The organism is Pseudomonas mohnii (assembly GCF_900105115.1).
GTDB lineage: Bacteria > Pseudomonadota > Gammaproteobacteria > Pseudomonadales > Pseudomonadaceae > Aquipseudomonas > Aquipseudomonas mohnii.
On record NZ_FNRV01000001.1, the window covers coordinates 1,832,928 to 1,845,344 of the forward strand.

Genomic DNA, 12,417 nt, shown 5'->3' on the forward strand with positions numbered 1-12,417 from the left:
TGAAGCCGAGGCGTAGCGCCTCGGCTATTCGGCGATGCACCTTCACGAAGGGGTATGGCTGGCCAGGGCAGCGGCTCGGCCCCCACAATGCGGCCCATGATCGACCCCGATGTAAGCCCGGCGCCACCGGCGTATTTGACGTAATAGACGTTGCCCGCCAATTCGCCCGCGGCGTACAACCAGGCAATAGGCCGAACCTCCTCGTTCAGCACCTGGGCCAGGCTGTTAGTCTTCAAGCCGCCGAGCGTGAAGGTGATGCCACAGGTCACCGCCTCGGTGCCGATGAAGCTGAACATCATGATGATGAAGGCGCCGACCACGGCCGACCAGCCCTTGGACGCGAAGCCACCGTATTAGGCCATCAGGGTGTTGGGGCCGATGACTTCACGGTTTGGCAGCCAGCCCATCAGCGCGGCGAAGCCCAGGCCGATGAAGCCAAGAATTGCCGTGACCATGAGGATGGCGAACCAGAACTCGAATTCACCGTTCTTGGCCACGCTGAGCAGCGTTGGTGCCCGCCAGCGAGGCTCTTGACTGCTTTATCGAGCTCGGCGTCCAGACTGCCCAGGGTTTGTCTCAACACCCGATCCATGCCATTACCGAACTCTTTGAAGCCGATTACTAGCACACCACTGATGTTTTCCAGGTATTCATACACTTCACGGTTAAGCTCCTGCATCAGTTTGAAGGTGCGGGTCAGGTTTATTAAAAGTTCCGAAATGACTGTAGTAAACGATACTCGACTTTGTAGGAACCAGACTTCAGCGCAATCGTGAAATCAGAACATCAAGAACAAAAAACCCGGCACATGGCCGGGTTTGTTGTTTCTGCGTTCCACGCTTACTTCGCGCTGGCAGCCTGCAGCGCCTGTCGCGCACTGCGCTTGTTCTTGATGCCGTAGCAGACCCACATGAACACGATCCAGACCGGAATCGCATACACCGAGATCTGGATCCCCGGAATCAACAGCATCACGCCGAGGATGAACGCCACGAACGCCAGGCAGATGTAGTTCCCGTACGGGTACCACAGGGCCTTGAACAGCGGTGTCTGGCGGGTCTTGTTCATGTGCTGGCGGAACTTGAAGTGCGAGAAGCTGATCATCGCCCAGTTGATCACCAGGGTAGCCACCACCAGTGACATCAGCAGTTCCAGCGCGTTTTGCGGGATCAGGTAGTTCAGCAGCACCGCGATCAGCGTCACGGCAGCCGAGGCCAGGATCGAACGCACCGGCACACCGCGCTTGTCGATCTTCGCCAGCGCTTTCGGCGCGTCGCCCTGCTCGGCCATGCCCAGCAACATGCGGCTATTGCAGTAGGTGCCGCTGTTGTACACCGACAACGCCGCCGTCAGAACCACGAAGTTGAGGATGTGCGCGGCGGTGTTGCTACCCAGCATCGAGAACACCTGGACGAAAGGACTGCCGCTGTAGGAGTCGCCGGATGCGTTCAGGGTCTGCAGCAGGCTGTCCCACGGGGTCAGCGACAGCAGGATAACCAGCGCACCGATGTAGAAAATCAGAATGCGGTAGATCACCTGGTTGATGGCTTTGGGGATCACGGTTTTCGGCTTGTCGGCTTCGGCTGCGGTGAAGCCGAGCATTTCCAGGCCACCGAAGGAGAACATGATGATCGCCATGGCCATCACCAGACCGCTGACGCCATTCGGGAAGAAGCCGCCGTGGGACCACAGGTTGCTCACCGAGGCTTGCGGGCCGCCGTGACCGCTGACCAGCAGGTAGCTGCCCAGGCCAATCATGCCGACGATCGCCACGACCTTGATGATCGCGAACCAGAACTCGGCCTCGCCAAAGACTTTGACGTTGGCCAGGTTGATCAGGTTGATCAGCACGAAGAAGCCAGCAGCCGTGACCCAGCTCGGGATGTGCGGCGCCCAGTAGTGAATGTATTTGCCGACGGCGGTCAGCTCCGACATGCCCACCAGAATGTACAGGATCCAGCAGTTCCAGCCCGACAGGAAGCCGGCGAAACCGCCCCAGTACTTGTGTGCGAAGTGACTGAAGGAACCGGCCACCGGCTCTTCAACGATCATTTCGCCCAGTTGGCGCATGATCATGAAGGCAATGAAGCCGCAAATGGCATAGCCGAGGATCATCGACGGGCCGGCGGATTTCAGTACCCCGGCCGAGCCGAGGAACAAACCGGTACCAATCGCGCCACCGAGGGCAATCAGTTGAATGTGGCGATTTTTCAGGCCGCGTTTCAGCTCGCCTGAATGCGAGTTTTGTCCACTCATGAAAAGGGTCTCACGCAAGGTTTGATGATGTTCAGTAGACGTTGCTGCTCAGGAAAGGCGTTAAGCGGCACCGATCAAACCCCAGCGCAAGCACCAGGAGTTCAGCGTATTTACAACGGTCATGCGTCACCTGTTTGTTTTTATCTGTGACGAAATCGAACCCGACACGCTCGTGACGCGGCGGAGTGAACAAGGCGGATAGCCTCGAGGTTTGCGCAGATGCGCAGGAGGTCACAGGTAAAACGCGGCGCATTGTACACCGCTAACCCCCTGCCGCCAGACACCGCTGAGTCAGCGTGTCGGTTGCCGGGATTGCCTGTGTCCACTCCGAATGGCTCGGGCGGCTGTAAAAAAGGGCTCAGACCTTTGCGGGTCATTGACGGGGGCGGCAGAAAAAGTGCCCCACGCAGAGAGGTGAAAACGGATTGCGGCGTTCATTGCGCCTCCTTTTTGTTATGCACCAGCACGACAGGCATGGCGCGCATGACACCCTGCATGAGGCGTTGAGACAAGCGGGTTAGAGCCATCGGCCGAGACTGAAAGGGTCGCGAAGTGGAAGAATTTTCTTACAGCATCAGGGAAGTGAGGATTGCACGGGGGTAATCGGCGGAATTCGTCAAAAAATCGTTACAGGGCGTAACGTCGGGTTTCCATTCCGGAGCTCGCGCAGGCCCGGCTAACGACATCGCGGGTCAGCCCGCTCCCACATTGATCGCTGGCGCCGCCCAAATTGATGTACACCCGTTAACCCTGGGGGAGCGGGCTTGCCAGCGAAGAGGCCTCCAAAAACAATGCATCGCTGAAGCCAGGCGCAAAAAAAAACGCCAACCCGAGGGTTGGCATTTTTTGACTTGTCGCTCACAGCTTGCAGCCAGTGACTACGTCACTCCGGCTTACGACGACCAAAGCCCGGACGCTGACCCGAACCGGCCGGTGCGCCACGACGCTTGCCGGAAGGCTTGTCACCCTCGACCAGCTTGATCCCCGGACGCTTTGGTGCCGGCTTGGCCGGACGCTTGGTGTCGACTGGGCGATCGGCGACCGGCGTACCGCGACCGGCTGGAGCACCGCGACCTTCACCACGCTCGGTGCGGCCATTGGCCGGACGCGGAGTGCGTGGACCGCGCTCGCCATCCTGGCGTGCAACAGGCTTGCGCCCCGGACGCTCACCTTCGATCTGCGGCTCGCGGCTTTCACGCGGTGCGGCAGGCGCGCCAGCAGCCGGACGCAGGGTACGTACGCGCTCGGTCTTGGCCATTGGACGCGACGACTTGCGCTGCATACGCTCAAGCTTGTCTTTGCTTTTGGCGTTCAGTTGCGGCATGGCCACCGGGGTCAAGCCGACTTCGGCACTAAGAATGTCGACTTCGTACTGGCTCATTTCGCGCCAGCGGCCCATCGGCAGGTCGGAGTTGAGGAACACCGGACCAAAACGCACGCGCTTCAGACGGCTGACCACCAACCCTTGGGATTCCCACAGACGACGGACTTCGCGATTGCGACCTTCCATCACCACGCAGTGGTACCAGTGGTTGAAACCTTCTCCACCCGGAGCCTGCTGGATATCGGTGAAACGCGCCGGGCCGTCTTCGAGCACGACACCCGCTTTCAGGCGCTCGATCATCTCGTCATCGACTTCGCCGCGTACACGCACGGCGTATTCGCGGTCCATCTCGTAGGACGGGTGCATCAGGCGGTTGGCCAGCTCACCGTCGGTGGTGAACATCAGCAACCCCGTGGTGTTGATGTCCAGGCGACCGATGTTGATCCAGCGCCCTTCTTTCGGACGCGGCAGCTTGTCGAACACGGTCGGACGCCCTTCCGGATCGACACGGGTGCAGATTTCGCCGTCGGGTTTGTTGTACATGATCACGCGGCGTACCGACTCGGCGGCTTCTTCGCGCTTGATCACCTTGCCATCGATGGTGATGGCGTCGTGCATGTCGACGCGCTGGCCAAGGGTGGCGTCTTTGCCGTTGACCTTGATGCGGCCGTGGCTGATCCAGGCTTCCACGTCACGGCGCGAGCCGACGCCGATACGGGCGAGGACTTTCTGCAGTTTTTCGCCTGCTGGGCCGATTGGCTGGTCGTCTTGCTGGTCGTTGATACTCATCTGGGCACCTCCCGGTGTGATCTGTCCAGGCGTGGCCTGGAACGTTGCAAATCTGTGTACTTGGGCGAAGGGATCGCCGAAGGGTCGCGAATCATACGCTCATCAGGGCGTTTGCGCATCAGAGACTAGTTGATCCGCCACAGCTTATTGGCTTTTCCGCCGACCGGTGATTTTGTGATGATTGACCAAAACCCCTGTGGGAACGGGATTGCCCGCGATGAGGGCGTGTCAGACGACATTATTCCTGTCTGACTCACCGCAATGGCGGGCAAGCCCACTCCCACAGGGGGTATTGGGTGGTTACAGGGTCAAGATCAGTCTTCGAATTCGCGGCGTTCAGCTTCGATGGCTTCGGCTAAAGCCAAGGCTTCGGCCTCTTCATCGCTAAGCTCAGGTTTCGGCTGTTCCAGGGCAGCAACCGCCGCCAGCAGTTTTTCCCGGGCTTCGGCGACACCGAGAATGTCGTCGTCCTGTTCCGGCTCGATGTCTGGTTCGGGCTCGACTTCCAGGTCAGGCTCCGGCTCGATCTGCACGGCTTCGGTGTCCGGCTGAACGTCAGCGGACTCCGGATCAGTCGCGGAAACCTCGCCATCACGCAACAAATCATCGAAATCGGTCTTGATCCCCTCCTCCATGCTGTCCAATTCCAGCAACAGCGTATGGAAACTGGTTTCTTCCTTGGGCTCTTCCGGCTCGGCGCTGGCGTCCGCCAGTTCTTGCAGACCGGCAGGCACTGGCGCATCGTCGAAATCGAGCACCGGATCGGGCTCCAGTTCGCGCAATTCGGCCAGCGGCGGCAGGTCGTCGAGGTTTTTCAGGTTGAAGTGATCGAGAAACGCCTTGGTGGTGGCGAACATTGCCGGCTTGCCCGGCACGTCGCGGTATCCGACGATGCGAATCCACTCGCGCTCCATCAGCGTTTTGACGATCTGACTGTTGACCGCCACACCCCGCACGTCCTCGATCTCGCCACGGGTGATCGGCTGGCGGTAGGCGATCAGGGCGATGGTCTCGAGCATGGCGCGGGAATAGCGCTGCGGGCGCTCCTCCCACAAGCGGCCGACCCACGGCGAAAACTTTTCGCGGATTTGCAGGCGATACCCGGACGCGACCTCCTTCAGCTCAAAGGCGCGGCCATCGCAGGACTTGGCGAGTATCGTCAACGCTTTCTTGAAAACCGGTGGCTCCGGCCGCTCGCCCTCTTCGAAGAGTTCGAACAGGCGCTCGAGGGATTGCGGTTTTCCCGAGGCCAACAGAAAGGCTTCGAGCAAAGGTGCCAGCTCGCGGGGTTCACTCAGGTTCATGATTCAACTCGTTATTCGGCTCGGGCTCGCACGTGGATCGCTGCGAACGGCTCATTCTGCACCAGCTCGACCAAGGATTCCTTGACCAGCTCGAGGATCGCCATAAAAGTCACCACCACCCCCAGACGTCCTTCCTCGGCGGTGAACAGCTCGACGAACGGCACAAACCCGCCGCCCTTGAGCCGTTCCAGCACATCGCTCATGCGTTCGCGGGTGGACAGCGCCTCGCGGCTGACCTGGTGGCTTTCGAACATGTCGCCGCGACGCAGCACTTCGGCCATGGACAGCAGCAGTTCCGACAGCCGCACGTCCGGCAGCAGCTTGCGCGCCCGGGCTTCCGGGGCGTCGAGCTTGGGCACCAGCACATCGCGACCGACGCGACTCAGACCATCGATGCCTTCGGCAGCGGCCTTGAAGCGCTCGTACTCTTGCAAGCGGCGGATCAGCTCGGCGCGCGGGTCTTCTTCCTCGTCTTCGACGGTTTCGGCCCGTGGCAGGAGCATCCGCGACTTGATCTCGGCCAGCATCGCGGCCATCACCAGGTACTCGGCAGCCAGCTCCAGGCGCACCGACTGCATCAACTCGACATACCCCATGTACTGACGGGTGATTTCCGCCACCGGGATGTCGAGGATATTGATGTTCTGTTTACGGATCAGGTACAGCAGCAGATCGAGGGGGCCTTCGAAGGCTTCGAGAAAGACTTCGAGCGCATCCGGCGGGATGTACAGGTCCAGCGGCATTTCCATGACCGCCTGGCCATAGACCATGGCGAAGGGCAGCTCTTGCTGGGCTCCGGCCTGACTGTCGACGGGTTCTACTGCAGACATCTAGGCCTCGGCCATGAACGGCGTGGGATCGCCGCAACCGATGCGGATCACTTCCGGCTCGCCGTCAGCGAGGTTGATCACGGTGGACGCCTTAACCCCGCCGAAACCGCCGTCGATGATCAGGTCAACCTGATGCTCAAGCACCTGGCGCATTTCATAGGGATCGGTCATCGGGTCGGTTTCGCCGGGCAGGATCAGAGTCACGCTCATCAGCGGCTCGCCGAGCTCTTCGAGCAGCGCCAAGGCAATCGGATGGCTCGGCACCCGCAGGCCGATGGTGCGTTTTTTCGGGTGCAACAGCAGGCGCGGCACTTCACGGGTGGCGTTGAGAATGAAGGTGTACGGGCCCGGTAGATGGGCCTTGAGCAAGCGGAAAAGGCCCGTGTCGATCTTGGCGAACAGTCCCAATTGCGAAAGGTCACTGCAAATCAGCGCGAAATTGTGCTTGTCATCCAGCCCGCGCAACCGGCGCACGCGCTCCACGGCATTCTTGTCGCCGATCTGGCAACCAATGGCGTAGGACGAGTCTGTGGGATAAATCACCACCCCGCCGTTGCGGATGATTTCGACCGCCTGCTTGATCAGGCGCGCTTGCGGGTTTTCCGGATGAATCTGGAAAAATTGACTCACATTCTCTACCTGTTCAGACGGCGGCAATAATTGGGTCATGTTTGAATCGACACCACAGTGGTGGCAGATCCTCCGGAACCGGGCGGTACTCACCGATCTCGGACCAGCCTCCAGGGCCATGAAAATCACTGCCGGCGCTGACCAGCAGACCAAACTCCCGGGCGAGAATGGCCAGGCTGCCCACTTGCTCGGCGGGCTGATGGCCATTGACCACTTCAATCGCGTGGCCCCCTGCTTGAATATAGTCGGCAATCAGGCGGCGACGTTTACTGCGAGTGAAATCGTAATGCCAGGGATGCGCCAGACTGACCCAGGCTTTGGCTGCGCGCAGCGTTTCAACGGTATCTTCCAGGGTCGGCCAATGTAGCTTGACGTCGCCCAGCTTGCCGGCACCCAGCCATTTGCGGAACGCTTCGGCGCGATCCTTGACGAAACCTTCGCGCACCATCCAGTCGGCAAAGTGCGGGCGGGCCGGCGCGTTGCCGCTGTCACCCAATTCCTGCTGGATCTCCCGTGCGCCTTCCAGCGCGCCCGGCATGCCTTTGAGCGCCAGTTTTCGGCTGATTTCTTCGGATCGCAACCAGCGACCGTCATGCAATTTGGCGATTGCCTCGACCAACGGCGCGGCATTGACGTCGAAACCGTAGCCCAATACATGAATGGTCGCACCGCCCCAGGTACAGGACAATTCGACACCGTTGATCAGTTGCATCCCCAGCGCGTTCGCTGCGTTGCGGGCCTCGTCGAGGCCCTCGAGGGTATCGTGATCGGTCAAGGCCAGGACTCGCACGCCTTTCTCGAACGCACGCGCAACCAGAACCGCAGGCGCCAGGGCGCCATCGGAGGCCGTGCTATGGCAGTGCAAATCAACATTCACGGGGCTTTGTAACCTCAAATCAGCTGGCGCTATCGCGCGCCCATATGTTTGTTATTATGCCGCCACATCCTGCTTCTGGCTGCCACTGTGAAACAATTCATCGATTTCATCCCCCTCCTGCTGTTTTTCATCGTCTTCAAGATTGATCCAAGGGTCGTCGACATTGCCGGCCACGAGGTCACTGTAGGCGGCATCTACAGCGCCACCGCGATGCTCATCATCAGTTCCCTGGTGGTCTACGGCACGCTGTTCATCAAACAGCGCAAGCTGGAGAAGAGCCAGTGGCTGACCCTGATCGCCTGCCTGGTCTTCGGCAGCCTGACCTTGGCGTTCCACAGCGAGACCTTCCTGAAATGGAAGGCCCCGGTGGTCAACTGGCTGTTCGCCCTTGCGTTCATTGGCAGCCATTTCGTCGGTGAGCAGTTGCTGATCAAACGCATCATGGGCCACGCGCTGACCCTGCCTGATGCCGTCTGGACCCGCCTGAACATCGCCTGGATCGTGTTCTTCCTGTTTTGCGGTGCCGCCAATCTCTTTGTCGCGTTCACCTTCCAGAGCTACTGGGTCGACTTCAAGGTCTTCGGCAGCCTGGGAATGACCTTGCTGTTCCTGGTTGGTCAAGGTATCTACCTGTCCCGCCACCTGCACGATGCCGATACCACCACGCCAAAAACCGAGGACTGACATGCTTTACGCAATCATTGCCACAGACGTCGCCAACTCCCTGGAAGCTCGCCTGGCCGCCCGGCCAGCGCACCTTGAGCGTCTGCAAGCGCTCAAGGGCGAAGGTCGCATCGTATTGGCCGGCCCGCATCCGGCGGTCGACAGCAATGATCCGGGCGCGGCGGGTTTCACCGGCAGTCTGATCGTCGCCGAATTCGACTCCCTGAGCGCTGCCCAGGCCTGGGCCGACGCCGATCCGTATATCGCCGCAGGCGTCTACGCCAACGTTTCGGTCAAGCCGTTCAAGCAAGTCCTGCCGTAATTCGTCCCCCTCGCGATGAACCTTCTCGGTTCATCGCGCTCTCAATCGCTCATTATTCTCGTTTGCCTGCCGACAACTTCCCAATACTCGTATTGGAATCAGGAGTCGTGATGCGCAAGGGTCCGTTGTGTCTGATGTTGGTCACGTTGTCGATCGTGGCCCCCGCCCACGGTGAAGAAAGCGCCAGCGGCGGTAGTTCGACGCCGCTGTCACTGAGCGCTGGCAGCCAGATCACCGAGTTGCAACAGCGTCTTAAGGAAAGCGAGCGGCAACGGGAAGAACTGAGCAAACAACTGCAAAATGCCGATGGCGAGCGCGAAAGCCCCGTGCTGGCCCGATTGCGTCAGGAGAACCAGCGCTTGAAGCTGCAGCTCAAGGAGGCCCAGGCCAGCAGCCCGCTGCCGCGCTTGCTGACCGATCAGCAACAATGGTTCGTCATCGGCGCCGGAGTTGCGCTATTGGCCCTGCTCTGCGGTATCTTCGCCAGTGGTGCAAGTCGAAAACGTCGACAATGGCTAAATTGAGTGAGTCATGAGCGAGCTGTTACTTATTGATGATGACCAGGAGTTGTGCGAGCTCCTGAGCAGTTGGCTGAGCCAGGAAGGCTTTCAAGTCCGAGCCTGTCACGATGGCCAGAGCGCCCGTCGTGCACTGGCCGAAACGTCTCCGGCAGCCGTCGTGCTGGATGTGATGTTGCCGGATGGCAGCGGCCTGGAACTGCTCAAGCAACTGCGCAGCGATCACCCCGACTTGCCGGTGCTGATGCTATCGGCCCGCGGTGAACCTTTGGACCGCATCCTAGGCCTGGAACTGGGTGCCGACGATTACCTCGCCAAACCCTGCGACCCGCGGGAACTGACCGCCCGCCTGCGAGCGGTGCTACGCCGCAGCCACCCGGCGGCCGTTTCCAGCCAGCTGGAACTGGGCGATCTGTGTTTCAGCCCGGTGCGCGGCGTAGTCAGCATCGACGAACAGGAATTTACCCTCACCGTCTCCGAAAGCCGCTTGCTGGAAGCCTTGCTCAAGCAACCCGGCGAGCCACTGGACAAACAGGAATTGGCGCAAATCGCCCTCGGTCGCAAACTGACGCTGTACGACCGCAGCCTGGACATGCACGTCAGCAACCTTCGCAAGAAGATCGGCCCGCACCCCGATGGCCGTCCGCGCATCGTCGCGCTGCGCAGCCGTGGTTACTACTACAGCCTGTAAACCGAGAAAGAGCTGGCCAACTGCAACCTGTGGCGAGGGAGCTTGCGCCCGTTGACTGCGCAGCAATCCCGCTGTTGGGGCCGCTTCGCAGCCCGGCGCCCCAAATGACGTTATGTCAGGTCGGCGCAAAACCATCTTTACCCAAGCTTTACGCTCCACTGACCGCCGCTGACCTTGATCTCCGTAATCTGTACTCATCCGGAACGTACCGGGAATGAGACAAGGAGATTCACCATGCGCAAGACTCTTATCGCTCTGATGTTCGCCGCCGCCCTGCCGACCGTTGCCATGGCCATGCCTGAAGGCACAGGCCCGATGGGTGGGCCAATGGACGGTTCGCGCCACGGCGGTCAGATGCACGGCATGCACGGCAAAGGCCCGTACAGCCAACTGGACCTGAGCCGCGAACAGCGCGATCAGATCCGCAAGATCATGGGCGAGCAAATGCACGAGCGTAAGCAACTGGTAGACAAGTACCTGGAAAAACTCTCGCCAGCCGACCAGAAAGCCATGAAGGACGAAATGGCCGCCAACCACAAGAAAGCCGAAGCCGACGTCCGCGCGCTGCTGAAACCGGATCAACAGAAGAAATTCGACGAGATCCAGAAGCAACAGGCTGAGCGCCGCGCCGAATGGGCCGAATTCAAGGCCTGGAAAGCGCAACAACCGCAAAAAGCGCAATAATGCGTTAACCCCGGACCCAATGGCTCACCCCATTGGGTCTGCTGCTTTTACTGTAGGAGCGAGCCTGCTCGCGATGGACGGCAACGATAACGCGCGGCAACAGGTAGCACGTGTTGTCTATTCGTTCTTCGCGAGCAGGCTCGCTCCTACAGGTGATTCCGTGATTGTTTGAGGATTTTCTGTGCGCTCATTGTTCTGGCGTATTCTGGCCAGCTTCTGGCTGGCGATCGCTTTGGTTGCCGGGCTCTCCATTCTGCTGGGGCACATGCTCAATCAGGACGCGTGGATTCTCAGTCGTCATCCCGGCCTCAACACCCTGGCCGAGGAGTGGACTCAAACCTATGAGACCCAGGGCGAGGACGCCGCCCAGGACATTCTCGAACAACGCAAACGCCAATATCACATCGATGTTCAGGTGCTCAACGAAAGCGGCGACCCGGTGGTGCGCGGCACCTTCCCACGTCGCGCGGCGGCCTTCGAAGCACGCCAGAACAATGATGACCGGCGCCTGCCATGGCGTCGTCTGACGGCGGAATACACCAGCGAAAAAACCGGCGACACCTACCTGCTGATCTATCGCATTCCACACCCGGAACTGGATGCCTGGCACCGCGAAAGCCTGCTCTGGCCGCTGAGTGCACTGGGGATCGCCCTGGTGGTGCTGACCCTGTTCAGCTTGTTCGTGACCCTTTCCATTACCCGTCCGCTCAGCCGTTTGCGCGGCGCGGTGCATGACCTGGGGCAAACCACTTACCAACAAAACAGCCTGGTCAAACTGGCCAACCGCCGCGATGAGTTTGGCGTACTGGCCACTGATTTCAACCGCATGGGGGCACGCCTGCAAAGCCTGATCGGCAGCCAGCGGCAGTTGCTGCGCGATGTGTCCCACGAACTGCGCTCTCCCCTCGCCCGGCTGCGCATTGCCCTGGCCTTGGCCGAACGGGCGTCACCGGAAGAACGGCAAAAGCTCTGGCCGCGCCTGACACGTGAATGCGACCGACTCGAAGCGCTGATCAGCGAAATTCTGGTGCTGGCGCGGGTCGATGCCGATAACGCCAGCGCTGAGGAGGTCGATCTCAACGCCTTGCTCGCAACGCTGCAACGGGATGCACAAATGGCTTCACCGGAACAAAGTGTAACGCTGGAGGCTGAGGCGCAACTGAACCTGAAAGGCTGGCCGACCATGATCGAACGCGCCGTGGACAACCTGCTGCGCAATGCCCAGCGCTTCAATCCGGTGAACGGGCAACCGATCGAAATGCTGGCATTGCGTCAGGGAGATCGGATCGTGGTGAGCGTGCGCGATCATGGGCCAGGCGTTGACGCCGAACACTTGAATCAACTCGGTGAACCCTTCTACCGCGCGCCGGGGCAGACTGCGGCAGGCCACGGTTTGGGATTGGCCATTGCACGGCGGGCAGCGGAGAGACATGGCGGCAGCCTGGTGCTGGCCAATCACCCGGAAGGCGGGTTTATTGCCAGTCTGGAACTGCCACTCGTCCCAGGCGCAGTGGTCCAACCCTGAACCC

At 60.3% G+C, this 12,417-nt stretch carries 12 protein-coding genes and 1 pseudogene; 6 read left to right on the top strand and 7 right to left on the bottom strand.

What is annotated here, in order from left to right; genetic code table 11:
• Positions 1 to 77: 77 nt before the first annotated feature.
• The 7 genes and pseudogenes from BLV61_RS31595 to BLV61_RS08655 form a co-directional block, all read right to left on the bottom strand.
• Positions 78 to 522, bottom strand: a pseudogene (locus BLV61_RS31595) (FAD-binding protein); the annotation flags it as partial.
• Between the two features lie 318 nt (positions 523 to 840).
• Positions 841 to 2,256 (bottom strand): amino acid permease, encoded by a 1,416-nt coding sequence (locus BLV61_RS08630; RefSeq protein ID WP_047532075.1) that lies wholly within the window; start codon positions 2,254 to 2,256, stop codon positions 841 to 843.
• A gap of 883 nt (positions 2,257 to 3,139) precedes the next feature.
• Entirely contained in the window at positions 3,140 to 4,369 is a 1,230-nt protein-coding gene (rluB, locus tag BLV61_RS08635) for a 23S rRNA pseudouridine(2605) synthase RluB (RefSeq protein WP_047532076.1), read from the bottom strand.
• A gap of 314 nt (positions 4,370 to 4,683) precedes the next feature.
• Positions 4,684 to 5,673, bottom strand: coding sequence for an SMC-Scp complex subunit ScpB (gene scpB, locus BLV61_RS08640; RefSeq protein ID WP_090464231.1), 990 nt, complete (start codon positions 5,671 to 5,673; stop codon positions 4,684 to 4,686).
• Between the two features lie 11 nt (positions 5,674 to 5,684).
• Positions 5,685 to 6,443, bottom strand: a complete 759-nt coding sequence (locus BLV61_RS08645; protein WP_174552501.1) for a segregation and condensation protein A — start codon at positions 6,441 to 6,443, stop codon at positions 5,685 to 5,687.
• 60 nt (positions 6,444 to 6,503) lie between these two features.
• Positions 6,504 to 7,133 (bottom strand): L-threonylcarbamoyladenylate synthase, encoded by a 630-nt coding sequence (locus tag BLV61_RS08650; RefSeq protein WP_047538990.1) that lies wholly within the window; start codon positions 7,131 to 7,133, stop codon positions 6,504 to 6,506.
• Positions 7,134 to 7,146: 13 nt separating this feature from the next.
• Positions 7,147 to 8,010: a PHP domain-containing protein gene (locus BLV61_RS08655; RefSeq protein ID WP_047532081.1), complete on the bottom strand. Its 864-nt coding sequence runs from the start codon at positions 8,008 to 8,010 to the stop codon at positions 7,147 to 7,149.
• 87 nt (positions 8,011 to 8,097) lie between these two features.
• Here BLV61_RS08655 and BLV61_RS08660 point away from each other — a divergent pair, with 87 nt between their 5' ends.
• The 6 genes from BLV61_RS08660 to BLV61_RS08685 all read left to right on the top strand — a co-directional run bounded on the left by BLV61_RS08660 (position 8,098) and on the right by BLV61_RS08685 (position 12,413).
• Positions 8,098 to 8,694: a septation protein A gene (locus BLV61_RS08660; protein WP_047532083.1), complete on the top strand. Its 597-nt coding sequence runs from the start codon at positions 8,098 to 8,100 to the stop codon at positions 8,692 to 8,694.
• A gap of 1 nt (position 8,695) precedes the next feature.
• Positions 8,696 to 8,995: a YciI family protein gene (locus BLV61_RS08665; protein ID WP_047532085.1), complete on the top strand. Its 300-nt coding sequence runs from the start codon at positions 8,696 to 8,698 to the stop codon at positions 8,993 to 8,995.
• Positions 8,996 to 9,105: 110 nt separating this feature from the next.
• Complete coding sequence (locus BLV61_RS08670) at positions 9,106 to 9,519, top strand: SH3 domain-containing protein (protein ID WP_090464234.1); 414 nt, start codon at positions 9,106 to 9,108, stop codon at positions 9,517 to 9,519.
• Positions 9,520 to 9,526: 7 nt separating this feature from the next.
• A complete protein-coding gene (locus tag BLV61_RS08675) occupies positions 9,527 to 10,204 on the top strand; it encodes a response regulator transcription factor (protein ID WP_027922300.1) in 678 nt (225 codons plus the stop codon).
• 234 nt (positions 10,205 to 10,438) lie between these two features.
• Positions 10,439 to 10,888: a Spy/CpxP family protein refolding chaperone gene (locus BLV61_RS08680; RefSeq protein WP_047532087.1), complete on the top strand. Its 450-nt coding sequence runs from the start codon at positions 10,439 to 10,441 to the stop codon at positions 10,886 to 10,888.
• Between the two features lie 181 nt (positions 10,889 to 11,069).
• Entirely contained in the window at positions 11,070 to 12,413 is a 1,344-nt protein-coding gene (locus BLV61_RS08685; protein ID WP_090464237.1) for a sensor histidine kinase, read from the top strand.
• Positions 12,414 to 12,417 lie beyond the last annotated feature (4 nt).

Bases quoted from the DNA above. Each gene is read 5' to 3' on its own strand.
- rluB (WP_047532076.1), bottom strand. From the start codon at position 4,369: ATGAGTATCAACGACCAGCAAGACGACCAGCCAATCGGCCCAGCAGGC.
- BLV61_RS08670 (WP_090464234.1), top strand. From the start codon at position 9,106: ATGCGCAAGGGTCCGTTGTGTCTGATGTTGGTCACGTTGTCGATCGTG.
- BLV61_RS08675 (WP_027922300.1), top strand. From the start codon at position 9,527: ATGAGCGAGCTGTTACTTATTGATGATGACCAGGAGTTGTGCGAGCTC.
- BLV61_RS08630 (WP_047532075.1), bottom strand. From the start codon at position 2,256: ATGAGTGGACAAAACTCGCATTCAGGCGAGCTGAAACGCGGCCTGAAA.
- BLV61_RS08680 (WP_047532087.1), top strand. From the start codon at position 10,439: ATGCGCAAGACTCTTATCGCTCTGATGTTCGCCGCCGCCCTGCCGACC.
- scpB (WP_090464231.1), bottom strand. From the start codon at position 5,673: ATGAACCTGAGTGAACCCCGCGAGCTGGCACCTTTGCTCGAAGCCTTT.
- BLV61_RS08645 (WP_174552501.1), bottom strand. From the start codon at position 6,443: ATGGTCTATGGCCAGGCGGTCATGGAAATGCCGCTGGACCTGTACATC.
- BLV61_RS08665 (WP_047532085.1), top strand. From the start codon at position 8,696: ATGCTTTACGCAATCATTGCCACAGACGTCGCCAACTCCCTGGAAGCT.